At 35.9% G+C, this 24,781-nt stretch carries 39 protein-coding genes; 4 read left to right on the top strand and 35 right to left on the bottom strand.

All coding sequences use genetic code 11. The annotated features are described in order from the left end of the window. Nucleotides 1-6: 6 nt before the first annotated feature. The 35 genes from ABE34_RS06760 to ABE34_RS06590 all read right to left on the bottom strand — a co-directional run bounded on the left by ABE34_RS06760 (nucleotide 7) and on the right by ABE34_RS06590 (nucleotide 19,614). Entirely contained in the window at nucleotides 7-744 is a 738-nt protein-coding gene (locus tag ABE34_RS06760) for a head maturation protease, ClpP-related (RefSeq protein ID WP_197140091.1), read from the bottom strand. Continuing rightward, nucleotides 737-1,963 (bottom strand): phage portal protein, encoded by a 1,227-nt coding sequence (locus ABE34_RS06755; protein ID WP_197140092.1) that lies wholly within the window; start codon nucleotides 1,961-1,963, stop codon nucleotides 737-739. The genes ABE34_RS06760 and ABE34_RS06755 overlap by 8 nt, the downstream gene beginning before the upstream one ends. Before the next feature lie 18 nt (nucleotides 1,964-1,981). Beyond that, on the bottom strand, nucleotides 1,982-3,703 hold the full coding sequence (locus tag ABE34_RS06750; protein WP_241747067.1) for a terminase large subunit: 1,722 nt from the start codon (nucleotides 3,701-3,703) through the stop codon (nucleotides 1,982-1,984). After that, complete coding sequence (locus ABE34_RS06745) at nucleotides 3,684-4,007, bottom strand: P27 family phage terminase small subunit (protein ID WP_197140094.1); 324 nt, start codon at nucleotides 4,005-4,007, stop codon at nucleotides 3,684-3,686. Before ABE34_RS06745 ends, ABE34_RS06750 begins: the two co-directional genes overlap by 20 nt. A 100-nt stretch (nucleotides 4,008-4,107) precedes the next feature. Continuing rightward, entirely contained in the window at nucleotides 4,108-4,449 is a 342-nt protein-coding gene (locus tag ABE34_RS06740; RefSeq protein WP_197140095.1) for an HNH endonuclease, read from the bottom strand. 7 nt (nucleotides 4,450-4,456) lie between these two features. After that, entirely contained in the window at nucleotides 4,457-4,606 is a 150-nt protein-coding gene (locus ABE34_RS06735; protein WP_197140096.1) for a hypothetical protein, read from the bottom strand. A gap of 63 nt (nucleotides 4,607-4,669) precedes the next feature. After that, entirely contained in the window at nucleotides 4,670-4,906 is a 237-nt protein-coding gene (locus ABE34_RS06730) for a hypothetical protein (RefSeq protein ID WP_197140098.1), read from the bottom strand. 256 nt (nucleotides 4,907-5,162) lie between these two features. After that, nucleotides 5,163-5,336 carry a hypothetical protein gene (locus ABE34_RS06725; protein WP_197140100.1) on the bottom strand — a complete coding sequence of 58 codons (174 nt, stop codon included), beginning with the start codon at nucleotides 5,334-5,336 and terminating at the stop codon, nucleotides 5,163-5,165. Nucleotides 5,337-5,449: 113 nt separating this feature from the next. Then, nucleotides 5,450-5,713, bottom strand: coding sequence for a hypothetical protein (locus ABE34_RS06720; RefSeq protein WP_197140102.1), 264 nt, complete (start codon nucleotides 5,711-5,713; stop codon nucleotides 5,450-5,452). 236 nt (nucleotides 5,714-5,949) lie between these two features. Beyond that, nucleotides 5,950-6,210, bottom strand: a complete 261-nt coding sequence (locus tag ABE34_RS06715; RefSeq protein WP_197140104.1) for a hypothetical protein — start codon at nucleotides 6,208-6,210, stop codon at nucleotides 5,950-5,952. Next, a complete protein-coding gene (locus ABE34_RS06710; RefSeq protein WP_197140106.1) occupies nucleotides 6,207-6,623 on the bottom strand; it encodes a DUF722 domain-containing protein in 417 nt (138 codons plus the stop codon). Before ABE34_RS06710 ends, ABE34_RS06715 begins: the two co-directional genes overlap by 4 nt. Nucleotides 6,624-6,726: 103 nt before the next feature. Further along, nucleotides 6,727-7,530 carry a DNA adenine methylase gene (locus tag ABE34_RS06705; protein WP_197140108.1) on the bottom strand — a complete coding sequence of 268 codons (804 nt, stop codon included), beginning with the start codon at nucleotides 7,528-7,530 and terminating at the stop codon, nucleotides 6,727-6,729. A gap of 22 nt (nucleotides 7,531-7,552) precedes the next feature. After that, entirely contained in the window at nucleotides 7,553-8,086 is a 534-nt protein-coding gene (locus ABE34_RS06700; RefSeq protein ID WP_197140110.1) for a hypothetical protein, read from the bottom strand. After that, nucleotides 8,073-8,498, bottom strand: coding sequence for a YopX family protein (locus ABE34_RS06695; RefSeq protein ID WP_197140112.1), 426 nt, complete (start codon nucleotides 8,496-8,498; stop codon nucleotides 8,073-8,075). The genes ABE34_RS06700 and ABE34_RS06695 overlap by 14 nt, the downstream gene beginning before the upstream one ends. Continuing rightward, the gene (locus ABE34_RS06690) at nucleotides 8,485-8,712 is read right to left on the bottom strand and encodes a hypothetical protein (protein ID WP_197140114.1); all 228 of its coding nucleotides are present in this window, start codon (nucleotides 8,710-8,712) and stop codon (nucleotides 8,485-8,487) included. Before ABE34_RS06690 ends, ABE34_RS06695 begins: the two co-directional genes overlap by 14 nt. Continuing rightward, the gene (locus ABE34_RS06685; protein ID WP_197140116.1) at nucleotides 8,709-9,083 is read right to left on the bottom strand and encodes a helix-turn-helix transcriptional regulator; all 375 of its coding nucleotides are present in this window, start codon (nucleotides 9,081-9,083) and stop codon (nucleotides 8,709-8,711) included. The genes ABE34_RS06690 and ABE34_RS06685 overlap by 4 nt, the downstream gene beginning before the upstream one ends. Next, entirely contained in the window at nucleotides 9,064-9,300 is a 237-nt protein-coding gene (locus ABE34_RS06680; protein ID WP_197229827.1) for a hypothetical protein, read from the bottom strand. Before ABE34_RS06680 ends, ABE34_RS06685 begins: the two co-directional genes overlap by 20 nt. 5 nt (nucleotides 9,301-9,305) lie before the next feature. Then, complete coding sequence (locus tag ABE34_RS06675) at nucleotides 9,306-9,845, bottom strand: ERCC4 domain-containing protein (protein ID WP_197140120.1); 540 nt, start codon at nucleotides 9,843-9,845, stop codon at nucleotides 9,306-9,308. After that, nucleotides 9,842-10,090, bottom strand: coding sequence for a hypothetical protein (locus ABE34_RS06670; RefSeq protein WP_197140122.1), 249 nt, complete (start codon nucleotides 10,088-10,090; stop codon nucleotides 9,842-9,844). The genes ABE34_RS06675 and ABE34_RS06670 overlap by 4 nt, the downstream gene beginning before the upstream one ends. 110 nt (nucleotides 10,091-10,200) lie before the next feature. Continuing rightward, nucleotides 10,201-10,629 (bottom strand): hypothetical protein, encoded by a 429-nt coding sequence (locus tag ABE34_RS06665; RefSeq protein WP_197140124.1) that lies wholly within the window; start codon nucleotides 10,627-10,629, stop codon nucleotides 10,201-10,203. Between the two features lie 317 nt (nucleotides 10,630-10,946). Then, nucleotides 10,947-13,319, bottom strand: coding sequence for a phage/plasmid primase, P4 family (locus ABE34_RS06660; protein WP_197140126.1), 2,373 nt, complete (start codon nucleotides 13,317-13,319; stop codon nucleotides 10,947-10,949). After that, nucleotides 13,303-13,554, bottom strand: a complete 252-nt coding sequence (locus tag ABE34_RS06655) for a hypothetical protein (protein WP_197140128.1) — start codon at nucleotides 13,552-13,554, stop codon at nucleotides 13,303-13,305. Before ABE34_RS06655 ends, ABE34_RS06660 begins: the two co-directional genes overlap by 17 nt. Further along, nucleotides 13,539-13,718: a hypothetical protein gene (locus ABE34_RS06650; protein ID WP_197140129.1), complete on the bottom strand. Its 180-nt coding sequence runs from the start codon at nucleotides 13,716-13,718 to the stop codon at nucleotides 13,539-13,541. Before ABE34_RS06650 ends, ABE34_RS06655 begins: the two co-directional genes overlap by 16 nt. A gap of 77 nt (nucleotides 13,719-13,795) precedes the next feature. Continuing rightward, nucleotides 13,796-14,275: a DUF669 domain-containing protein gene (locus tag ABE34_RS06645; protein ID WP_197140131.1), complete on the bottom strand. Its 480-nt coding sequence runs from the start codon at nucleotides 14,273-14,275 to the stop codon at nucleotides 13,796-13,798. Continuing rightward, on the bottom strand, nucleotides 14,275-14,994 hold the full coding sequence (locus ABE34_RS06640) for an AAA family ATPase (RefSeq protein WP_197140133.1): 720 nt from the start codon (nucleotides 14,992-14,994) through the stop codon (nucleotides 14,275-14,277). The genes ABE34_RS06645 and ABE34_RS06640 overlap by 1 nt, the downstream gene beginning before the upstream one ends. A 21-nt stretch (nucleotides 14,995-15,015) precedes the next feature. Then, a complete protein-coding gene (locus ABE34_RS06635) occupies nucleotides 15,016-15,408 on the bottom strand; it encodes an organic solvent tolerance protein OstA (protein ID WP_241747064.1) in 393 nt (130 codons plus the stop codon). A 12-nt stretch (nucleotides 15,409-15,420) separates the two neighbouring features. Further along, nucleotides 15,421-15,987, bottom strand: a complete 567-nt coding sequence (locus tag ABE34_RS06630) for a host-nuclease inhibitor Gam family protein (protein WP_197140135.1) — start codon at nucleotides 15,985-15,987, stop codon at nucleotides 15,421-15,423. Between the two features lie 2 nt (nucleotides 15,988-15,989). After that, the gene (locus tag ABE34_RS06625) at nucleotides 15,990-16,883 is read right to left on the bottom strand and encodes a hypothetical protein (protein ID WP_197140137.1); all 894 of its coding nucleotides are present in this window, start codon (nucleotides 16,881-16,883) and stop codon (nucleotides 15,990-15,992) included. Then, entirely contained in the window at nucleotides 16,880-17,476 is a 597-nt protein-coding gene (locus ABE34_RS06620; protein ID WP_197140139.1) for a hypothetical protein, read from the bottom strand. The genes ABE34_RS06625 and ABE34_RS06620 overlap by 4 nt, the downstream gene beginning before the upstream one ends. Then, on the bottom strand, nucleotides 17,476-17,655 hold the full coding sequence (locus tag ABE34_RS06615) for a hypothetical protein (RefSeq protein WP_197140141.1): 180 nt from the start codon (nucleotides 17,653-17,655) through the stop codon (nucleotides 17,476-17,478). The genes ABE34_RS06620 and ABE34_RS06615 overlap by 1 nt, the downstream gene beginning before the upstream one ends. An 8-nt stretch (nucleotides 17,656-17,663) precedes the next feature. After that, entirely contained in the window at nucleotides 17,664-17,933 is a 270-nt protein-coding gene (locus tag ABE34_RS06610; RefSeq protein WP_197140143.1) for an AbrB/MazE/SpoVT family DNA-binding domain-containing protein, read from the bottom strand. Between the two features lie 21 nt (nucleotides 17,934-17,954). Continuing rightward, nucleotides 17,955-18,371 (bottom strand): hypothetical protein, encoded by a 417-nt coding sequence (locus ABE34_RS06605; RefSeq protein WP_206700833.1) that lies wholly within the window; start codon nucleotides 18,369-18,371, stop codon nucleotides 17,955-17,957. Nucleotides 18,372-18,485: 114 nt separating this feature from the next. After that, nucleotides 18,486-18,980 (bottom strand): hypothetical protein, encoded by a 495-nt coding sequence (locus ABE34_RS06600; protein WP_197140149.1) that lies wholly within the window; start codon nucleotides 18,978-18,980, stop codon nucleotides 18,486-18,488. Between the two features lie 178 nt (nucleotides 18,981-19,158). Further along, nucleotides 19,159-19,308, bottom strand: a complete 150-nt coding sequence (locus tag ABE34_RS06595) for a hypothetical protein (protein WP_197140151.1) — start codon at nucleotides 19,306-19,308, stop codon at nucleotides 19,159-19,161. Nucleotides 19,309-19,374: 66 nt separating this feature from the next. After that, the gene (locus ABE34_RS06590; protein WP_197140153.1) at nucleotides 19,375-19,614 is read right to left on the bottom strand and encodes a helix-turn-helix domain-containing protein; all 240 of its coding nucleotides are present in this window, start codon (nucleotides 19,612-19,614) and stop codon (nucleotides 19,375-19,377) included. Nucleotides 19,615-19,775: 161 nt separating this feature from the next. On the opposite strand from ABE34_RS06590, the gene ABE34_RS06585 reads away from it, so the two are divergent. The 4 genes from ABE34_RS06585 to ltrA all read left to right on the top strand — a co-directional run bounded on the left by ABE34_RS06585 (nucleotide 19,776) and on the right by ltrA (nucleotide 24,638). After that, the gene (locus tag ABE34_RS06585) at nucleotides 19,776-20,375 is read left to right on the top strand and encodes a S24 family peptidase (protein WP_197140155.1); all 600 of its coding nucleotides are present in this window, start codon (nucleotides 19,776-19,778) and stop codon (nucleotides 20,373-20,375) included. Between the two features lie 73 nt (nucleotides 20,376-20,448). Further along, complete coding sequence (locus ABE34_RS06580; protein WP_197140157.1) at nucleotides 20,449-21,870, top strand: recombinase family protein; 1,422 nt, start codon at nucleotides 20,449-20,451, stop codon at nucleotides 21,868-21,870. Beyond that, nucleotides 21,854-22,030 (top strand): hypothetical protein, encoded by a 177-nt coding sequence (locus ABE34_RS06575; protein WP_197141281.1) that lies wholly within the window; start codon nucleotides 21,854-21,856, stop codon nucleotides 22,028-22,030. The genes ABE34_RS06580 and ABE34_RS06575 overlap by 17 nt, the downstream gene beginning before the upstream one ends. An 835-nt stretch (nucleotides 22,031-22,865) precedes the next feature. Further along, the gene (gene ltrA / locus ABE34_RS06570; RefSeq protein WP_197139928.1) at nucleotides 22,866-24,638 is read left to right on the top strand and encodes a group II intron reverse transcriptase/maturase; all 1,773 of its coding nucleotides are present in this window, start codon (nucleotides 22,866-22,868) and stop codon (nucleotides 24,636-24,638) included. Nucleotides 24,639-24,781: the final 143 nt, after the last annotated feature.

Below are 24,781 nucleotides of genomic sequence, written 5' to 3'. Positions count from 1 at the left end.
CCTCCTTTAGATTAAGTTTAGTGATTTTAAATAAGTAAGATTCGCCTTCGAATCTGCAAGAATAGTATTGCGTTCCTCTTCTGATAGAATGTTTTGCTGTTTGTCTTCCACAATCAATGCTTTTGGAACATTTTTGAATTGCTTCAATTGCTCTGATGTTAATGATGCTACAGCTTGATTAGCACCCTCTACAACATCACACAAACCTAATTCATACGCTTCTTTTGCTGAAATCCATGTTTCCTCATCCATCAATGCGCGAATCTGTTCCTCTGTCGCCTTATTACCGACTTTCGCCATGTATGTTTCGATTTGAACTTCGTTAATTCGATCTAAATCATCTGCAGCTTTACGTAACTCTTTGGCGTTACCAAATACACCGTTAAGAGCGTTATGAATCATCAACATAGAATTAGAAGGCATTCGTACCTCGTCACAGCTCGCGATGATATTACTTGCAATTGATGCCGCTAACGCTTCTACATGACCGATTACACGCGCCTTATGACGTTTCAGCATGTTTGCAATAGCAATTCCTTCAAAGACGCTACCACCTGGAGAATTGACATATAAATGAATTGTTGAAACATCACCAACCGCGTCTAATTTTTCCTTGAAGATTACAGATGACATTTCGCCATACTCTTCCCAAGCCCATGTTGTAATTTCGCCCAAAATAAAAACATCTGCTGATTTACCATCAACCGATGCTTTGACATCAAAAAATGTTTTCTCTTTATTCATCCTTTTCACCTCCTTCCACATTTGTTGCAGCAGTAGAAGTACCTTTCCGTTCTTCAATTGGCATATCAATTGGATAAAGATCACCACTAATCCATAATTGATTTGCTTGTTCGGCTTTATCTGGCGGTAAGTCTTCCCAACCCCTAACTTCATTTTGAGTAAACCAACCATTACGAATACCTTGCTGATAGAATGCTGAACGAGTTGTTGTATCACCTCGTAAAAGTGAATTCACACTAAATTTAAAGTAAAATCCAGATATTCTTTGATCTTGTGTAAGTAATTTTCGGTTAAATTCCTGTTCGTATTGACGAATAATTGGTGTTAGTGTCATTTGTACGAACTGAATCATCATCTGCTCATTGTTTGCAAATCCTCCACCTTGTTCATTTAAAAAAGAAAGAGGGATGTTAAATACATTTGCAACTCGAGTACGTGTTACTTTCTCGGATGAAATTGTTTCACCTGGTGTATATGTTTTTGGCATTTTATCAATCTCAACACCTGGTTCTTGGAATAAAACACCGCCATTTTCATTATAAAAACGCTTGAAATTCGCTATAACTTCCTTTTGTTTCGCTTCTGATACATTTGCTCCATATTTCAAAATGAATGATTCTTTCTTTTCCATTTCAGAAAGAGAAAATTCCTGAACTGCTTTATCATATTGAAGAGTATTTTTTAATACATCCAATGGTGAGATACCTTCTATACGATTAGAACCAGTAATGTGTTTTACATGGATCATATTCATGTTGTGGATATAACTTGTTTTATTATTTCCTCGCACTTCATACCACAATTCACCTGTTACATCATCAATTAGTGGTTTAACTTGTACATTATCAAGTACAACTAGTGATTCAGGCTGCATTAAGTAATTACGTAAAATAATTGAATATCCATTACCATGTTCATTACGAGCAACTTCTAGTTTATTAATCAATTCCCAACCACACATATTTGGATTTGGATTTACTAGCAAATCACTCAAATTGTTATTTTCTACGTCGTAATGTTTATATAATTTAATTGGTAAACTAGAAACAGTATTTGATAACCTAGTAATTACACTGAAAATAGTTTCATTTGTAACTAATTGCGAGTTATCGATACCCCAAAACGTTCTCCCTTGCCATAATGAAAAATCATACCCTTGCCCTTTCCACGTTGCATAAGCTGTGTAGAGAGAGGCTTTAACTTTGCTCCATATATTCATTTGTTCACCTCCCTCCAATCACAATTCATTTAATGAAATAAACTTGATATTGCCTTCACCTTGTACAGTTACGAATTTCTTCATTACCTCAACATGGGCATTTAAAAAAGCCGCAAATCCGTCAATTTTACGGTAGCGACTTTGTTTAGTAGGCATTTTATTTTTGTTTCTGTCTTCCACAAGAATGACATTATTAGTGTACCAACGGAATAAACGGTTGTTATTGAAGATTACATTTCCATCTATGAAACGTTCTTTTGCATCATCTAATGCCGGACCAAGTGTTATAAATCCTTGACGAACGACCTCTGTAATAAAACCATAAGCTTGTAGCATTTCGACTAAACCAAATGCTTTTGCTGGATCATACATTATTTTTTCAATAGAATATTTTTTAGATTGTTCTACAAACCAATCATAAACATATTCCTTTTTCACGTATTCTCCAGGAACAATTGTTAATAGTCCTTCTTCTTGCAAACTGTAATAATCAATTTTTTCATTATCAGCATCAACTTTAGCTTGTGGAACCCAAGTGTGTCCTAACAAAGCAACTTCACCAGTTTCTAGTATTGGCCATTCAAGATATGCACTTGTATGGTCCTCACTGTCCGATAAGTCGAAACCTCCGACAGCTACAGAAGTTAATGTAGAGTAATCAATCGTTTTATCATTACGTTTCAAAACTTCGTAGTCCAAAAACGAAGCTTCATTACTACTCACAAACTTATTAAAACGCTTCGTAATAAAGTCATTACGTTCTGATGGTGTACGTTTTGCTTTCTCCCAATCTTCGATCATGTCATTAAGTTTGATTGAAACACCCATATTCGGATTTGCTTTAATCCACATCTCGGGTTTATCAAATTCATCAACACTATCTAACTCAGCAATATAATAAAACGTTCGTTCGTCAACTATGTCACCATTTAATACATCTGCACCTTGTTCGTAATAGTTCACAAGTGGACCATCTAATTGATAGCCTGCAGTTGTAATGTAAATGAGTAACGGCTGTGTACGACTTTGACGACTGTTCTTAATAACGTTAATTAATTTGTAATCCTTGTATTCATGGATTTCATCAAATACCCCAATATGCGTGTTTAATCCGTCTAGCTTTTCGCTATCGCTCGCTTGTGGCTCAATCTTACTGAAAGTAGCATCAAAATGAATCGCATCCCTTAAAGGTCTAAAACGTCTTGCTAACGCTGGAGAAGATTTAACCATCGCTTTCGCTTCATCGAATAATAAACGAGCCTGTTTCATACTGTTTGCAAGTAGTACAACATCAGCACCGTTTTCTCCATCTTTAGAAGCTCCGTAAATCGTCACTCCAGCAATTTTAGTAGTTTTCCCTTGCTTTCTGGCAACGAAAATAAGCGCCTCTTTGAAGCGCCTTATCTGCGTATCTTTATGAACCCAACCGAAAATAGTTCCTAAACTAAAGTGCTGCCAAGCTTGCATTGATAGTTGTTTAAAAGCACCTTTGGAAGGTTTACAAAATTTCTCGATAAATTCTATAGGCCTATGTGCTAACTCTTCATCGAAAATCCAAGGGAAATCATCTGTGCCTTGACGTTCTAAATCACTTAAATGACGTTCACATGCTTGTATAACCTTCTTACAAGCTACAATTTTGCCCTCCGCAACTTGCTTTGCATACCAGGTAGTTAATAGAACTGGAGAAGGCTTTACAACAATAAATAAACCATCAATTTTAGAAATTGTCGAATCCATCATCAGTATGACCACCACCCAACTTAAACTCCTTACGTTGAGCAGGCGTCAAACCTAAAGATTTCAGCAAATTGTTCAAAGTTTGAACCGTCTTAGTTAATTCAATCGAAAGAGGATTCTTGATGTAATTTGTTGCATTTGCTTTATTGGTGTGCTCCATCATCAACGGCATCTTTTTCAACTCGGTTTGCATACGTTTGTAAAATTCAAATGTCTCAATATATAACGTGATCAATTGTTCATCGGATGGTTGATAACTATCACCTAAATAGCTCCGCAACAAATCCCTTGTAACTTCTTCCATCAGTTACCCCCCTTTCATAAATTCATCCGAGTTGCAAACGAAGGGCCATCACCGATTCCAAGCCATTGAACTAAAAAGTTAGATGGTAGGGGGCTATACCCTAAAACATTTCTTTATTTTGTTTACTTACTACAACATCAATCTTTGAAGAAATATTTGTTTGTTCTTTCTTCGATTGACCATGAATTTTATTGTGATGCATATGGCAAATGCTCGAAAGATTATCAAGCTCTAAAGCCTTTGTGAAGTCATCTTTCACTTCAATGATGTGATGCACAACATCTGCTTTGCGTATTTTCTTTTCTTTTAAGCATTCAACGCATAAGTAATTGTCACGTTTGAGTGCTAATTCTCTGGCATTTGCCCATGCTGTTGATTGATAAAATAATTGTCGTTCTCGATTACGTTTATGTTTGTTGTAATAACGATTGCTTTCGTTCATATATTGATTAGTCGCTGCCTTCTAATCTTGTTGGTAACTCTGATTCACTTAGCTTTGCAATAGCTGATTCAACATCTTGCATTACTGTTAGTGTTTGGTTACGTTCACTGGTACGTTCTGCTACTTCAACCCTTGCACGTTCAATACGTTCATCCAATCGCGCAACCCTCTTCTCAAGATATATCTTTTGTTCTTCCAGAATTTGAATAGCGTTCATTGTTCATCCCTCCACAATTAAATACTCACTATCTTCTAAGACACTATTAACTAATTTCTTTACGACACTTGGGCCAATCTCATTCATTTCGTTTGGTGTTGTATTACCTACCATATCAATTGACAGCGTATCAAGTTTGCTAACAGTTTCTTCTCCACATAGTTTGATAAGTACTTCAATACCTAAACAATCAGTAACCATTGATATTAATACAATCTTCTCTTCTTTTGTAAGTTCCACTATTCAGTCCTCCACAATCAATAATAGTTTGCTCATTAGCTTTTATAGTCTGTTTAGCTTTCGACTTTACATCTTCAAGACTGCATCAAACTCTGCCCTATCGGTTACTAGTACATGCCAGCGCTCCTCGGTATCTAATGTTCCTGAGATACTTGGTCACCCGTAAACTAGTCCAGTATTATTTGTATGGCTGTTTGATACAGTCTTCAAGGCATAATAAAAAGCACCTCGTTTGAGATGCTTGCTTCAAGTATTATTAAAGTACTCTACGGAATTTAAAAGTTCCTATTGGTAAATTGGCAGCTTCTGAAATCTTCTGGTTGATGATTTGAATTTCCTCTAAATTATCTCCATAGATATCTTCTTCAATATCAATTTCAACGGTATGTCTTTCTTCGCCATTTTCAAAAGTATAGTATTCAACTAACATGAATGCACCCCCTTATACACTAATCATAGTGGGAATGGAATGATATGTCACTATTTGAAATATGAATGATAATAAAAAGCCACACCTTGTTAGATGTGACCTCGGTTAATACCCTAATTTAAAATATGACTTTCTACAAAGTCAATTCCATCAACTGTAATTATTAATGCTGTCGTACTAGTACTGCTTTGCTTCTTAACGAATCCTTTGTTAATGAGGTACGTGTATGCAAGCTCTGTTTCAGAATCCGCAACGATATCTTCAGTTTTCATTCTTAGGTAACGAGATTTGTCCTTGTTTTTAAAATAGTGTTCATACAAATTAATTAATAAATGGATTCGTAAATCTTTTCTTTTTTCAACAGTTTCTTTGTTCATTAAAACACCTCCTATCAACCTAATCATAGATTAACAGGAAACATTTGTCACATAATGTCATTTAAAAGAGACTACCAATTAAGTAGCCTCTCATACTTGTTTGCGAAACACACGTACTAGCGAACGTGCTTATATTTGTAATGCAATTTTGTTTACGCATTTCCGTGCGCTTTTGTTATTACTTCACAATATCAATTTACTACACTTTTTAGCGAACTTCCCTGGTGTTAACAAGTTCACTTTTTCAACACATGCAATTTTTCTATATAACCTACATATATTTCACAGCCATTGTTTAACTCGAAATATATTTCAAAATCATCCGTAAGACAATCTAGTTCAGAGAATACTTCCATATCCTCATTTATAAGCCAGTCACTTGCATCTCTAAAGGTTTTGAATAATCCTTTACTTTCTTTATACACTACTCGTTCCGAACCTTTTTCGTATGTTTCGATATGAGCCATGTAATACACATTGTCATGTATATCTATCACACCCAACCAATCCTTTCAGCGGTTTTATCTATTAGAATGTTACGTTTACGCAATACTTTGTGACGTGAAATATACAACTTGTCAGCTATGTCTTCCCACTCGTAACAGCCGTCTTTATCCCAATAACGCATGTCTACGATTGTTCGCATATCCTCGTCAAGCTCACTGTATAGGTCTTCCACAGTCTTGATGATGCGTTTTAAATTTTGATAATAAGCATCATTTGCAAGTACCATTGCTTTCTTAGATGTTGTATCAGAAATCGTATTACTACGACCACCAACCATTTCACCGCCTTGATTATGTGGATTTAACAACTCCCATTCTCGGTACTTTAATTTCTTCTTATATTGTTCGTATTCAATCCAATATTTCTCGATGTTCTGTATTTCACTACGCGATAACGTAGGCATGTGCAGCACCTACCTTGTTTCTTAATTTTGAACAGTTTTATCGATCACCATCGGCTCACCTATGGTTACCTAGATTATTTTAAGTTTTCCTCTAATAATTTAATTAAAATAATGACTGTTGTTTGAAGCCATACTCTGCAGCAAATGGATTAATCCATAAAACCTCAACTCTTGATTTTCCTGCAACAGGCTTTCCTAATTTGGTCTCTTTTGTCCAATCTTTAAGTAAATCATTATAAAGTTCACTGTCATAACCTGATAGCAAAACTGGACCTGAGTGTTTTAATAAATGATCGATCAAATTTTCATGATCTATATCAGTCATTTCATTTTCATAAATAGCACCATTTCTTGTAGCTGCCACATAAGGCGGATCGATGTACATTAATACATTTGGCTTGTTATATCGTTTTATAAGTTTGGTAGCTTCTATGTTTTCGATTTGAACATTTTTTAATCGATCAGCTACTAACAATATATCTGCAGGTAGGTTGTTCCACTGTCTTAAATGATGATATTCATCCATAGTTCCCCTACACTTCCAACCAGAGATCGATCCTGTTTTTACCCTAATGGACTGCCAACATCTGATCAAAAACCTTCTTGCCTTTTCAATATCGTCTTCAGCTTCAATATGAGAATCGATGTATTCTTTTCGTGAATATGGTGTCCAACGGATCACTCGTGCTAACTCATTTGGTCTTTCACGAATAACACGGAACAAATTGACTACATCACCATCCAAATCATTGATCGTTTCAACCTTTACTGGTTCTTTATTAAAAAGGACAGCGCCAGATCCGAAGAATGGTTCTAGGTAGGTTGAATGTTCTGGCATATGGCTTATGATCCACTCAGCCAAACTCCATTTTGAACCAGGATAATGTAAAATTCGCGGCACGCCCATAATATAATAACCTCCTTCCTTTCTACTGCACCGTATCTACACGCTTTTTACTATCCTCAACATTGAAGCTTTCCGGATAACGCATTTTCAATTTATCAATGTTCATTTCACAGATTTCTTCAAGTGATGAGTCGTAAAACTCAGCCAATACTATCAAGTTTTTGATTAACATTTTTAATGCTATTTTAACTTTGCTTGAATTTAATTCATGACGATGAAACACGAATTTCTTAACTTGTTCTGAAACCTCACCTGATAAGATAAGGATTTTATCGATTAACTTTTCCTTTGTACCTTCCGCATAATAATTAGGTAGTGACTCACTGTCATATGTTTCACCTAAGAAGGTTAATAGCCCAAATGCATAATGTGCAACATCACCAATCTCTTTCAAAATCGCTTCACGATCATTAACAGCACTTAAGACCTCAGTACATTCACCAAGTAGGCCAAGAGCGTAATTTGTTAAGCCGTGTTCTATATGAATATGGTTTTTTGGCTCACCATCTAATGGCATTGTTCGCTTTGATAACTCTTGAAATTTATTTAGTTCCATTTTGCAGTTCCTCCAGTAGCTCGGGATTTTCGTACACATTACCTACATACGTAAACGTGTCGTCATATTCAATGACATCCGAAAGTAAATCTGCTCCATGATAAAATGCACCATTTTCGAAAGTAACTGCTTTTATATGTTCTGTTTCAAACGTTGTATGACCAGATTCAGGGTCGTGCATATCATGATGAAGTGTGTACTTGTATAAATCACCTTTATAAATTTCACGACCATTGTTATCCTTTAAGCCTGTGAATTGTATTACCTCAAAACGTTGTTTTTCATAAAAGAAAACATCTTCAATTGACACTGCTCTATCACCCTCAAATAATCCAAAACAAGGTGATTCATTTAGTTGAAAATACATTTTCTTATTTTCTTTATCCCACGCTCGAAACTTAGTCTCTTTCATTCTGCATTTCCTCCATTTTCTGTTTTAAAACTGTCAAATAAACAAGTTCATCCATTAATTCTTGTCTTGCATGCTCAATCCATTCGATTGCCGTATAGTCCATTGGATTGACCGTTGTACCGTATTTCGCTAGACCTTTAGCTGTTTGATTTTCAAGTAAATCACGTACTTCACGTAATACTGGATTTGCTAAGATTTGTTCTTCAATTGTCATGCTTTTAACCTCTTTCTACTTGTACGTTCGATTTCAATGTTGTTCGCTTTCTTCCAATTTTGAATAGTACCCGGTGACACATTGCATATTGCAGCAATTTCTTTATCAGTTTTATTTGCACGTTTTAATTTCAAATATTGTTGTTCTGTTAATTGAACTTTTGGATTTTTAACGGGTATTAAATCATTTAAATCAATGATGCCAGACTTTCGTTCATTCACTAGATTGAGTAATAGTTGACCGTAAACAGTAATCTCAGCACAATTCGGACAGCTATTAAATTCAATGGCTGTTTGACAATTACACTTGTCCGAAAGTACATTGATTTTCTTCAATATCTCCCTACGTTTCTCAAGCATTTTTGCGTTCATCTATATCCCACACTCCTCTCTCAATCCAGCCTTCGTTTAAATACTGTTGAACATATTCAAAATCGTAAGGTATGGAAATACTCACTTCGCATCCATCTACCGTCATAAACATCTCGATATACTTTGTAAATGGATTGGGTATGGCCCTCCACAATCTACCTTGTGGTTTCTTACTTTTCACCGACTGAACAATAGGAATCCCATTGCGCATGTTCACGATGGTTAGAACGCCCCTCTCTTTAGGTAGTTCTTCATTTGGTAATAGAAATGATAGTAAATAAAATTCCCACTAAACTTATTATCTAAGTAAACAATTTCAAAGCCGTAACGAGCCTTGAAAGTATTTAACGAGCCGAGTAATGCAAGTGGGTCGTATTTACTTCTGTAAGTTCCATTTAGTATTTTTTTGTAGCCTTCTGGATCTTCTAGTAACAATGTGAAAGGAATATCCTGCGAACGAATTAATTCGTTTTCAAAGCGTGTACGTTCGTCTTTCCCAAGATTTCCGACAATCTCATCTACACTAGCTTTACGTTCAACTCTGCTGTTTAAATAAATGTCTCGTGCAATGCCCAACTCTTCATTTTTAGGAATCATCGCTCCATAATCACCAGTGTCGAGCTTTTTTAATTTGATTGGCACATCCTTGCTGCGTAAATAATCCATGATATGGCCATTTACTTGTTCGCGAGTATCAACCACGATTGTTAATGTTTTTAGGATTTTGTTTAGTTCGGTATCTGTGTAATGGTAGTGAATCATTCTCTCACCGTCATTTCCTGAATATAACCGTAATAAAATTCAGTACCGTTATCTAATTCAAAATACAATGTGCAATCGCCAAATAAAAATGAAGATTCAACATACAATGGTTCCAATTCTTTTTCGTTCATCAAAAATTCTGTTGCCTCTCGGAATGTTTTAAATAAACCTTCTGTATCTTCAAATAAAACTACATCACGATTTTCATAATGTGTTTCGCCATGAATAGCTAGGTAATATTTCAATTCGTTTAACCTCCTTGTTTTTGCTTACCACAATAGCCGTACAGACGTTCTATTTACGAGTTTGATATATTTATCATCCGTCCTCTAAAACGTCTTAAAACGTCTGTAAATCACTTATTTCGATTAGCGTATAAAACAGCACTTTCATGCAATTTTTTCTTCATGGCATTTGAAGCTTCGTTTTCGTATTGTCGATAATCTTCGTAGATATCGTTCCAACCGTTTTTAGCGAGTTCCTCTTGCCACTCCATGAACAGCATCAATGCATCAACGTCCGCGCATATCCATTCATTGAGCTTAGGTTTGTGTTGCCATCCACAAGCTTGATGCACCATCATTCGCATGTGTTTATCGATTCCGCTAGCTTCTTCCCATGATTTGAACCATTTTTCTATTTCACCGAATATCGGATCAGCAGCCTTTAATACTTCCTCCGGCACCAACTTCGCATTTTTAAGTGACAATCTACCATCCGATTCATCACGATATATTTCAGCTCCACTTTTCCAAATCATCGATAGAACATGAAGGGTTTTCAAAAATACCACTTCCTTACAATTCAAGAGTTACTTATTTCTTCAAAAACACTGTTTTAACCCCTGTTAATTAACTTAGTTACTTTTAAGTAACTCGCTTGAAGCTTACAGCCCCAACAGTTCGAACGTTTTTAGTTAAAATTGTTACTTGGAAAGTGCATTACGCTCTTATATATATATATTTATATTTTTTATTTTTTTATTAATATAAAAACAAAATAACAAAAGTAACTATATAACTATAAAAACAACTCTAAACCGTTGATATGACTAGATTTCAGAGAGGTACAAAAGAGAGTTACTTTTTTAACTCAAAGTTACTAAACTAGCTTAAATGACGTATTTTCGCCCTCTAAAGTAACTGTTTTTTCTTCAAAAGTAACTCCTTGTGGCGCTCGCTCCTGTAAAGTAATACCAGTGAAAAAGTTTTTATTTCCTGCACCACGTTCTTTTTTAAACCCTTTTGTTTCCAACATTCGGTAAAAACTACGATTACTCACTGTACGTTCACCCGATTTATAACCGAAACTGTCATAGACGCTATATAATTCCTTAGCTTCGATCTTGATGTTTTCGTTGTCTTTGTCTACATAACAACACTCAGCTAAAAACGGCCCAAGAATGTCCATATCTTCTTTATAGTTACCTGTCGCTTTTGCAACTACCTTTGGCTCGATTAATCCATCCTTCTGCCACTTTAAGCAGCCTTCAATGGCCCAGTTGAGTATTCCACTCATTTCAAGTGAAAGCTTTTCAGGTAGCTTTTTATCACGCTTATGCGCTGGTAAGTTTAAATCAAATGGAATTAATTTAACCCGGCGCCATATACCTTCGTCCAGACCGCCGATGATCGGTTTATGATTCGTTGTGAAAAACACTTTAAATTCCGGAATGTACTCAAAGTATTCTTGTCGTAAAAAGCGAGCTAGTACGGGCTCACCGCCTGTTATTTGCTTTACAAATGATTCCGATAGCTTTTCGCCTTCCTCACTTTCAATTGCCGATACAAAGCGAGATCCTACTAACCTAGCAATATCGTTGTTGGCACCAGTTTCTTTCTTTTTGATAAATGTATCCGATTTAGCTTGCTTGCCATATTCGCCTACAAGGTCTTTAATCGTATTGATAAAAGTTGATTTACCATTACTACCACCGCCAACCAAGAACATCATAATTTGCTCTGAAATATCTCCAGTAAGGCTATAGCCAATTAATCGCTGCATGTACTCCGTTAGCTCTTTATCGCCTAAAAATATTTGGTCTAAAAATGCTAACCAGTTTGGACATTTTGCATTTTCTTCATAAGAGATATTTGTGATTTTTGTGAGTTTCAAATCTCTGTTATGCGGTTGTAACTTTCCATCTTTCAAATTCACAACACCATTTTCAACATTCAACAAATATTTGTGTTGGTCAAAGTCACTACGATCTCCCGGAACTAATACTTTTAAATCCTTAATGGCACTTTCGCGTACATTATGCTTTTCACAATGTCTAGCCCATTTTTGTTCAATTTCATCTTCTGATTCACCAAGCTTACGAACGACTTTCGCTACAATGCGGTGCAGTTTTCCTTTTTCGTCATACTCCCAATACTTGCCGTTCCAGATGTACCAACCAACCGATGGAATATAACGAATGATGTGACCGTATTCGTATGCAATGCGCTCAGCGTTTCCTAAATCGGTCAATTTGAATTTACGTGCAGGCTTCTCTACTTCTTCTGCCACCACATCATCACTGTGGAAGCTGAATGAAAATTCGTTGTCATTTTGATGGTCCAATACAGTAGTTGTAGTGGATGAAATGGCTTCAGCAATCGTTCTTTCTCCGTATGTTTCACCAGTATCGCTATAATGAATTCTGTCCCATTTATCTCGCATCAGGGCTGTTTCCCTAAACATCGAATCCATTCTTGATGAGCTTTTACCTGTCCAGAATGCAAGATGGTTACATAAAGCTAGATCACTTGATGAATGGTCATCATTTATCAATTTACCGTCATGCAATGCTCGGATTTCGTCGCCCGATTTACTTCGGAACATTCGCTCCCACAATGCGTCATTTGAAAGTTTTATTTCGTCCTTTTCGAACTCCGCTAGGTTCACACGTCCCTGTACATCACTGTCGTCAAAATACTTTTCTAAGATCTCGGCTACTTCTTCAGTTCGTTCATAAATTTCGTTTGAGTTTTCACGGTTCCCTGAAACTGTAAAATAGCGTCCATATTGATAGATTTCTAAACCATGCTTTGCACTTTTACGTCCAGTACCAACAATAGACTGTGGAAGGCTACCTTTGATGATGATATGAATGCCTGTTCCTGATACGCTAAATTCAGTGTAACTATCTAATGTATCAATGATTTCTTGAGCAAAAGTGTTAATTATAGGACTTACTTTTTCAGTATCATCCGCTGCATACGAAACGCATTTATCAATATCAATTCCGATGTAGCTATCTTGACGCGAGAATACGAAGCCTATCCCATCTGCATTAGATTCAGTATAGAATTTAGCTGCAGTCGCAAATGTTGACCATGTTCGACGGTCGTTTGAGCGAGCCTCATTACCGTCAACTTGAAATGGTATTTTTGTATAACGCCCGCCTTTTTCTTCTGCCTTCCACAATATCCATTGAGGTAGCATGCGTAATTCAGATGGTATTTCGTTAAAATTAATTGGTATTTTCATATTTTTCACCTTTGTATCTCAAACCTTTGCGAAACATCGGTGCATGATTTTCACGAATAGCTTTAACTATCCAATGCGGTTTGCGATAATACGTTTTTGTCCCGACTTTGTTACATACTGCGGTATGAACTTTATACCGATTCTTTTCTTGAATACCGAACATGAAAGTTTTAGTTTTCGTATTCCAAATTCCGTAATAACCAGTGCTAGGGCTAACCTTCACTTTTTCAGCCATTCACCTTTCACCTCTTTTACTTCTGCTTTACCTTTATACACAAGCGTTTCTTTGGTTCCGCATACAGCACAATGCATTCGTTTGGTTTGATAAAATTTATCGACCACTGTTACATGACCGCAACCTGTTTTACACTCATACTGGTGAAAAACTTTATCAGTCATTTAACCACCTCGTTTACTGTTTTTGGGTATAAAAATAGAGAAGTCCGCCTAAAACAGACCTCTCTATTAAGTTTTATTTAAAACGGAAGATCATCTTCTCCAACTGTGATTGGCGCATTTGGTGATTGAGGTGGATTTACATCTGACGCGTCGTAATACTTCGCTTTAGCAGCTGTACGTTTTTGTTTTACACCATCAACAACTTTGTCATATTCTTCATGTTTCACAGTGATTTTCAGATTTTTGTTGATAAACTGTTTTGCCATGTCATCCGGTGAATTGAAAGGATGTCCGTCCGCAAATCCGCAAGCTTTAATTAAACTATTTACAATCTTGATTGATACCTCATGTTCGAAAGTAAACGTGTTGTATAAGATTTTTGCGCCCTGGTGATTCTGCGGAACATCACTACGAATCTCGAAGTCTACCGAAAGTTTCGGTTTTCCTGCTTGTGTGGTACCAGGTTCGGCATTCACGATAACGGCTTCGTATTTCCCTTCTGCTACTAATTCAAATGCTACGCTTGCATTAGATTCATCAAATTTAAAGAATGACATTATTTATTTCCTCCTGTTGTTTCGTTATTTGTGGATGGCACATCAAAAATTTCATTTTGTTTGCAGCCTTTTCTATTATCAAGTTGATTTTTTGCATAAATACTGTTCGTGCCTTCTAAAACAAACCCTCGTTCACCTTCTGCGTTAATCATTAAACGACCAACTACATCACATAACCCTAATACGTTATTGATGATTTTTTGGTTGATTTGTGGATACGAACGGTTGTAATGTGTGCCATCTGAAGCTGTGTACATATCTGTTGTTTCCCAAGCTGTAAAGACGATACGATCCGCTAGGTTTTTCATCCATCTGAATGAATTAACAACCCGGAATTGCATTTTTTGATAATCACCTTGAGCTGGCACACCTTGGTTTTTTCCGATGTACCCAAGATTTGATAACAAGCAACGTTCTAATTCAGATACATTGTCAATGGCGATGTTGTCGTACTGACCTTTAATAGTTTCTAAATGAAGCAATAATGCTTGCCAAAAATCCCAAGTGTTTTGATTATCAACATAAATAATGTCGATATTCGGATTACCTTTTAGTACATGACTTGTACGGTCTACATCAAGCACCAATGTTTTCCCAGGTAGGAAGTTTAGCGTGTGCGATTTTCCTAATCCCGGTGGGCAATATGTTAAATACGTCTTACCAGGCTTGTCTGAAATTTTGCTAGCATTGTGAGTGCTAAAGTCGAATTGTTGTGTCATGTCCTCCACACTCCTGCTCTATTAAAATGGTAATTCCCCATCAGGAACATCTTTTTTCTCTTCATCCTCATTCTTCTCTACGAATGGATCTTCGAATTCCAGCAATTCTTCATCAGCATTTTCCACTTTTACACTGCCATCTGAATCGACTGTATATGGTACACCTTCATGCATTTCCTCCATGTTCATTTGGCCGTCTGGAGCATCATTCTTCGGTTTACCTTCCATTACTTCTTTAGGTGTGCCATATTGATAAGTTAGATCAACCAAGAAATATTGACCGTATTTGTTGTATTTTTCGCTGATTTTATTCATAATCAGTGCTTCGTTTTCTTTAGCAGCTAATACAATTTCCTCTGCTTCTTCGCGAGTATCTGCATAGTGTTGTTCTTTTTGATTGAGTAATTTTTTCAAGTTTGAATCCTCCTATATTTCCACTTTAAAAGTAGTAGTTTGTGGTTTAACTGCGACACCTGGAACAACTTGACCGTTTCCATCAACGATTATTTGTTCACCGTCTTTTTCAACGACTTTGAGTGTTTTCTTCAAATCTGCCCATTTAAGTTTTGGTACCTTTTCAACAAATGGAAGATTATTTTCTTCCACAAATTTTATAATCTGTTCTTCATTTTGCTGGTCAGGTTGTGCTTTAGATGTTGTCGATTTCGATTTACCGTATGGCGTAGATAACGTTTTTTTCTTTGGATCCTCAACCAAAACTTTCGTATGGTATTCAGCTATAAGATTGTGGAAGAACTGAATACTTTCATTAATTCCTTTGCTTTCACGTTGTTCCCAAGAATCAATTCTTTGACGTTCAGAATTAGCAACCGTTTGAATTTCTTTTAGTTGAGCATCGTATGCATGTACTTTGCGTAGTGCCCAATTCAAACTATCTAAATCAGTTATTTCAAATGTTTGTCCAGTTTCTTCTGCATCACTTAATACATAGCCGTCAAGTTCATCGAGTTCTTCTGTTAATAATGGATTCATTATTAATCCTCCCCATAAATAGCGTTAGTGTCGTTAATGATTACACTCAGCTCTCTTGCAGAACGCGAATTGATAGATGTTAACATACTTTCTTCAGAGTAAACTCCTGATTCCGCAATTGTTCTATATGTTTTATCTTCTGTCTCATAAACTATCTGCCCAATTGCTAATGTCGGCTGCACCGCCTGTTCAAACTCACTTACATTTAGACCTAGCGCTCGTCCTAGTGCAATAGCTTTTCCAATGTGTTCATTGAATACGTCAGTTGGTGAACATATTGCTCGATTGATTAAATCTGGTTTGTTATCAAGTCGTTTACCATTAGGATTAGTTAAGAATACTAATGCAGTGACTTTATTGTTTTTTACATGTATATCAACGTTATAGAAGTTTTTTCTATAATACGTGTGTCCTTTATCAACTTTTGGAGAATGTCTGTTTTTGCCACGTTCGATAAGTTGTTCAACAAACTCCTTCGCCTTCTCAATAACCTCAGCACGTTGTTGATTTGGTGTTAGTGGTTTGGATTCGATTAGTTCGTAAACATCTGTTGTTTCAGGTCTGCGGTTATGATCATGTGTGTAAACACTGTAATCACTTCCTGAATCCCCTATAAATCGAGGATGCCCGTTATATTCAGTAGTAACTTTATATGGTTTATTAGTAGTTGAATGGTGTAAATCTGTATCATTTATACGGAATATCACCACATCTCCAACTTGCGCTTCACGATCAACCTTGCGATATTGCTTACCTTCAAATTCAATGATGTCCTCCACAGTATTAGTTGTGGAAGGCCCAATCGATTTCTTCCCACGTAATTCATGTATAATCAGCTTCAATTCAGCTACTTCGTTTTCTAAAACTTCTACACGTTGCTCGATAAACTTTGTCATTGACCTTCAACCTCGCAATCAATCGTATTTTGAAGATTTTGCAGTAACTGCGGTATATTTAAACGTTTCACCATATCAGCATTCAATTGTTGTTGTAAATTTTGTTCTAAGTTGCTTATTAATGATTTTTCGGCTTTATCTTTAGCTTCACGAATCATATCTGATACTTTGCCGTTAAGTTCTTTTGCGATAAAGTCGCGTGTTAAATACTCTGTAATCGAATATTTAGCATCGTTTCTATAATCCGCCTTACTACCCCGTTCCGTAAGTGTCTTTTCTGTCATGGCGTTTTCGAAACGTTTTCCAATAAATTCAGTTAAAGGAATGTAAGTCACTTCAGAACTCCAACTAGAACCTTTCGTCGGAATCTGAATTGCACCGATTTGTTCTGCTAATAATTTTTCAACAAAAACGTCTGCGATTTCTGTTGCTTGTCGTTCTACTTTTTCAGCGATTGAGTTACCTAATTTTTGTTCTAAGTTAGCAACTAAACGATTTTGCAAGCCTGAGATAACTTGTTTTTGAATTTCTTCATCCAAACCTGTTTCTTCATCTAACCAATCTAATTCGATTTCGATATTAAACTTTGCCATTACAATTCCTCCTGTGGTACAATACCAGTGTCATTTATAAAGTTTTCACGCTCGCCATTGGTTGCACCCTTTGACGAGTTTTTTTGTTCCTCGATTTGTGCATTCTGCACGTCTTCGATGTCTCTCCAGTAATCCGATTCTCTATCGTATACATCAGCGTGTGTGTAGCCTATACGCATGGAATCACCTACTGTAAATCAATTTCATTAATTAGTTTTTTAGCACCTTCAACACTTAGAACCAATTTGCCACCTAGTAGAACAAAATTATCGTCCGATACTTCACCAGTAACAGCACATGCCATATTAGGCTTGTACTTCTTCAAAATAATTTTGTCACCATCGATAAAGATTTCTAGTGGATCACCATTTTCAATCCCTAATGTGCGACGTAATTCTTTTGGAACTACCACACGTCCTAAATCATCTACCTTACGAACAATTCCAGTTGATTTCATTACTCATTCACTCCTTAATTTTTATAAAATCTTCTTTGCATCAAGTAACCCTTGTCTGTAAGCTTCTTTCGCTTCAATATGATTAACCAATTGACCATTTACTGTATTCGCATACGGAGAAATTCGTCCTTTGTAGTAGCCTACCTTTAATTCTTCTGCGGTTACAGGTGCATCATACCGAATAACGCGTTTGCTGTAGTCTGTTTTCGGTGCGTACTTCTTTTTCGCGAAGTCCCAGTATCTACGTTTCGATTGTGTATAAATAGTTTTTCCATCTCTATCCTTGTAACACCAATCGTCGTACTCAGGGCCGATTTCACTAGCTCCACAACTCTCACAATGGTATGGCCCACACTGCACATGACCAACACCGACATCGACCGAATCTGCGTATGTTGTACCTTTACAATAAGGACATGTTCCAATAAAATCTGACATCACTCATTCACCTCCATTCAATCTTGTGCTGCACGTTTACGCGCCAATGTTTTTAGTAAAGTTGTATACAATGCATCTTCTAACGGTTGTCCTTCAATCCTGTGGATGCCAAGTTTATTCAGTTGCTGAATGACTGCTTTGCGTTTCAGTTGCTTCACCATCGACATTTGCGTAATAGCCCTCCGTGTATGCTTTGACTTCTTCCACCGTATCGATGATGCCAAATACTCGCTGTTGTAGAAGTTTGTATTCACGTTGTTTACTTGATAGATGGCTATCAAATGGTAAGTTTGGTTCACTTTCCATCGCATCTATAGCAATATCTAATAGTTTGTTATTCTCCTCTTTTTGCATATCCTCCAAGTGCTTAATTAGCCTGTTGTTGCCTTCCACAATTCTTGCTTCAAGCTCTGGATATTCCAATGCTCCGTCTAAGTCTTCTATAGCAAGATGTGGTGATGTATCGTATTGGCTTTGTGACTTATCGACAAAGCGAGTTTCACGACCATTTTCGTCCTTTGCATAAACTGATAGAGCCTTACCTGTTTCACGATAATGAATTGATAGAACCGATAACTTTGTACCTTTAACATTTAATACTGCTTTCATTCTCTCAACCTCCAAATAGTTTGATAGATTTACTTTTGACGTACTGCTGCACCATTTTTAATTGCATTGCTGATTAAAGCTAAACGTTTCTCAACCGGTAATGCTAACCACTCTGCTACTTTGATTTTCATTTAGTTCACCTTCTTTCACAGCTTGTATATTTCTCTTTCAGACTGCGCTATTTTGCGCAATCTCTCTTATTAACCGTTATAGAGTTAACAGTTAAATCACGTAGTGCAATTTTTTTACCATACTTTTTAGATAGGATACTTTCCACAATAGGAATCAATTTACGAATTTTATCCTCGGATATTTCAAAACCTTCCACAATCCTCCCTCCTTTTTATCAGAATATGTCGAATGAGCTTGTCTGATTAAAAACACATCCCAATATCTAAATTGTGCAAGTTACTTTTTCGGAACTACAGAAATTCTGTAGTTGACCTGCAAAAAAAATAATTGTGTCAAACGGAACATTCACATGTTTCATAAACAAATAAGCTTGATCCATACGGAAGATTCGTCTGTATTTTTCATACTGTATATATGTTTTCTCAGACATCTTCATCTTTTTAGCCATTTCTTTTTGAGTTAATCCAGCTAAAATACGGGCTTGGTCTAATGTGTATTGCACATCTGCTCACCTCCTGCATTTAAGATACTACAGAATTTCTGTATTTTCAACTCTTAATGGCATAATTTCTGTACTTATTGGATAAAATGATATTAAAGTTTCAGTTTTACTGTACTTTTTTACAGTTTAAATATATAATATAGTCAAGGAGGAGATACATAGTGACTGTAGGCGAAAAAATAAAAGTATTACGTAAGCAATTAAAATTAACTCAAGATGATTTAGCAAAGAAATTAGGTGTAGCACCTACCGCTGTTTCTGCTTGGGAACGTAATGCTAATAAACCTTTAATGGATAAAATCATGGTGATGGCAGAACTTTTCAATGTACCTTTCACACATTTTTTTGAAGTAGATGAATATGACGATACATATGAAGTGAAGCTTCCTCTCTATGGAAATGTTTCATGCGGAGAAGGATTATTGGTTTTTGAAACACCTACAGAGTATCGAGCAACTCCTGAAGATTGGATAAAAAGTGGAGATTACTTTTATGTTCGTGCAAGTGGCGATTCAATGATAGGTGCAAGGATCTTTGACGGAGATATTTTATTTATGCGAAAACAGGAAGAAGTTGAAAATGGAGAAATAGCAGCTGTTTGTGTAGATGATGAAATTGTATTGAAAAGAGTATTTAGAACAAATGGTAGCTTTATTCTTCAAAGTGAAAATCCAAATTATCCTCCAAGAATCTTCAACCCTAAGACGGATAGAAACGTTCGCATCATTGGTAAATTAGAAAAATTAATCGTTGAATTTTAATACAGTATTTAAATAAATCAGGAGCAGACAATTGTTTGCTCTTTTCTTATATAGACCAAAGGAGAACTGTGGCATGAAATGTATATCATATGTACGTGTATCAACAGATGAACAGGCAAAAGAAGGTTATAGTATAGATTCTCAATCTGAATTAAATAATAAATTCATCGAATCACAAGGGTGGGAACTATTTGAACATTATATAGACGATGGTTACAGCGCAAAAAATTTAGATAGACCAGCCATGCAACGTTTAATCACAGATGCAAAGAACAAAAAATTTGATGTTGTTGTATTTTACAAATTAGACCGACTAGTACGATCTGTTAGCGATTTAGATAATTTACTCAAAATTTTCGATGCAAACAATATTGCTATTAGATCTGTTACAGAAGCATTTGATACAACTACAGCAATTGGTCGCTTTTTAATTACCCTTGTTGCAGCAATGGCACAATGGGAACGTGAAACAATATCTGAACGAGTTAGTATAAATATGTTGCAAAAAGCAAAGATAGGTGAATGGCCAGGTGGGATTCCACCATATGGATATAAATTAGAAAATGAAAAATTAGTAATTGATGAAGAAGAATCTAAAATAGTAAGAGAAGTTTTTAAACTATCCAAGACATTGGGGTTCTATTCAATAGCTATACAACTTACAAAAAGAGGGATACCCTCTCGCAATAAAGGAGAATGGCATGTAGATTCTGTGCGAGGAATAGCTAATAACCTTACTTATGCCGGTTATATTAGACATAATGAGGGCGGGAAAAATTATAAAAAACCTCCACGTGAACAAACTTTTTATGAAGGTATTCATGAGCCTATCATTGACCGTGATGAATTTTGGTCATTACAAGATACTCTGGATAAACGCCGAACATTCGGTGGTAAACGTGAAGTAAGTGACTATTATTTTTCTAGCATACTTGTCTGTAATCGGTGCGGAAGTTCCATTTCAGGACACAGAGGTGGAAAAGGTCGAAAAACATATAGATGCTCAGGTAAAAAAGCAGGTAAATCATGCACGAGTCACATTTTCTTAGAAGAAAGTTTAATTAAATCAGTATTCCTATATCTAAATGATTACATTAAACGTTTAGATTATTATGTTGAGGATATTAAAACAGATGAAGATCATACAATTGAAATAACGAACGAAATTAAACAAATCGAAAAATTATTAAAGAAAAAAAAAGTAATGTATGAAAATGATTTAATGGATATAGATGAATTAATAGCTGATACACAGGTTTTGAGAGAGCGCGAAAAAGAATTGAAAAAAGAATTATCAACCATACAAAATGCAAAAGATGATAATACTGAAATATTGAACATCATTAAAAATATAGATACACTTTGGCAAGACGCTGATACTTATGAACGTAAAGCTTTAATGACTACAATTTTCAAGAGAATTGTTGTTGACACAAAAGATGATTACCGAGGTAGTAAATATCCTCGCGAAGTAATCATTGTTTCTGCAAAATAATAAAATGTCTTGTGTTGGTGGAGGAACGATCATTCCTTGGGCATTAATCCCGGCAGCTGCGATTTGTAACGTAAGCCCCTTTGAGCTTGCGAGGCGTAATTTATTGCCTGTGGCGATTGGTCTTGTGATTACAACCATTGTGGCAGTATTTTTAATATAGGCTGTTTTTGTTGCTCTTCAACTAACGAGGCAGTTTAGTTGTGCGAAATGTTTCTAGTTTAAATTGAGAATGGTCACATTACTCAGGTAAAGGCTAGACAGTTCCTTTCGGAACTGAAGGGTTATATCGAAGAATCAAATGATGAGGTAACGCTCGGAAGGGTTCTCTCTTAGTCGAATAGCACTGGATTTAGTAAGAATGATTGTGTTATAAGCTCGGTGAAAAGGCGTGAGAAATTACCGTACCAGGTCCGCTGACGAAAGCCTACTCGAGGGAGTGGTGTAATTCATGATGCTTGAGTTGAATGAATATGGTGAGAATGCAAATAAACCGAAAAGAAATGGTTAAGCTGACGAACTTCTGAATGTACGGGTCTAGAACTGCGATACATAGAAATGTGTATATCACCAAATTGTGAGGTTAGATGTGGGTGAGTAAGACTAACTAATATGAAAATCCATGATACGTTACAGGCGTATGTATCTAACAGGCTTAGAGGAAGCACCTAAGTTCATTCTATAATAGATATAATTCAACGTTTTAAGCTGATAACGTGGAGGGCTTACTCCCCTAAGAAACGTTGACAAGGAAAGCAATAATGATACTAGTTACTGTATAACTTGCCTTTATATCAGTGAAAGTGGTGGCACAGTACCAATGAAGTGTCTAATCCACATGGAGGGATAGCCACTAGACTAATAAAGATTTATTCAACCAAGTAAGGCAGTTCTTTATCGATTAATAAGGTTCTTGTGAGACTAATAGAGGTTTAACTCCAAAAGGAGTCACCGACTTATTGAAACGGAAGAAACTGAGACACAATGAGTATTATAGTATGCAAGATTGTTTTGATACACTCTACGCTCAAAGTGTTTGTGGTCATCATTTCTATAACTTAACAGAATTAATGAGTTCTAAGGATAATATACGTCTTGCCTACCGAAACATCAAAAGAAATACAGGTAGCAAAACTGCGGGAATCGATAAATTAACAATTAATGATATTCTGCATTTACCAGTTGTAGATGTAATAGCTAAAGTTCAAGGTATGTTCAAATGGTATGAACCACAACCAGTTAGACGGGTTTTCATTCCAAAAGGAGTAGATAAAACTAGACCTTTAGGGATACCGACGATATGGGATAGAATTTTTCAACAATGTGTACTGCAAATTTTAGAGCCAATCTGTGAAGCTAAATTCCATAAACATAGTTATGGTTTTAGACCAAATCGCAACACTCATCATGCCAAAGCTAGACTTGAATTTCTCATTAACCAATCTGGACTACATTATTGTGTTGACGTAGATATTAAAGGTTTCTTCGATAATGTAAATCATAGCAAACTTTTAAAACAAATGTGGTCAATAGGCATTAGGGATAAATCCCTTCTTTCTATTATATCTAGGTTATTAAAAGCAGAGATTGTAGGAGAAGGTATTCCTACAAAAGGAACACCGCAAGGTGGTATTCTTTCACCTTTATTATCTAACATTGTGTTAAATGAATTGGATTGGTGGGTTAGTGACCAATGGGAAACATTTGAAAGCAATTATACGTATTCGACTAATGGTAGTAAGTATCAGCAATTAAAGAAATCGAGTTTGAAAGAGTGTTTTATTGTCCGTTATGCGGATGATTTTAAGGTGATGTGCCGAACAAGGTCACAGGCAATTAAAATAAATTATGCATTAAAAGAATTCTTGAAAAAGAGATTACACTTGGAGACGAGTGAAGAAAAATCAAAGGTCGTGAACTTAAAGAAAAACTCTTCAGAGTTTCTAGGATTTACAATAAAAGCCATAAGAAAAGGTAAGACCAGATTTGGTTTCGTAGCAAAGTCTGATATGTCAAAAAAGGCTAAAGCAAATGCCTTTCAAAAGATTAAAGAAGCGATAAAAGTAATCAAGAGAAAACCCTGCATTCAGACCGTTTGGAATTTTAATACCGTTGTAATGGGTATCCAAAACTATTACTCAGCTGCAACTCAAATTACAATTAACTTGAATGAGTTAAATCTATATCTACGCAAGACGTTATACAATCAACTAAAGAATATTCGAACAGAGGCAAGTTTTCATGAGATGTCAAAGACATTACAGAAGCGATACAAAGGATATAAGTCCAAACTATTTAAAATACAAAATATGGTCTTTGTCCCCATCCATGCGCAACGATGGAGAAAAACACTTGGTTTCTCCCAAGTGATATGTAACTATACTGCCGAAGGCAGAGCAAAAATTCACAATAGCCTAAAGGCTATCAATAAAAATACGCTTTCTTACGTCATGAGAAACTACATTCCAAACAGATCTATTGAATATAACGACAACAGAATAAGTAAGTTTATTGCCCAGTATGGCAAATGTGCAATTTTAGGTGAAGAATTAGGTATTATCGACTGGCATTGTCATCATATTAATCCTTTTCACATTTCAAAAGATGATAGCTACTCAAATTTAATAGTTTTGAATAAGGCTATACATCAACTTATACATTTGAAAGACAAAGTAAAAATTGAAAAGTTCCTAAAAGCTGTAAAGCTTACAAATAAGCAATTAGAAAAAGTAAATAACTTACGACTGAAATGTAACAATGAAATAATCTAACTTTGGAAAATCTTCACTCGGCTGCTTAAAACATAGAAAGAATAAATTGGATTAGTTGGAACGCCGTATGCGGTGAAAGTCGCACGTACGGTGTGAACAGGGGGAAAAGCCAGCGATAACTTCAAAGGCTTACCTATCTGTAT

Source organism: Lysinibacillus sphaericus (assembly GCF_015844675.1).
Classification (GTDB): Bacteria; Bacillota; Bacilli; order Bacillales_A; family Planococcaceae; genus Lysinibacillus; species Lysinibacillus sphaericus_E.
This window is presented reverse-complemented; position numbering and strand designations above follow the sequence as displayed.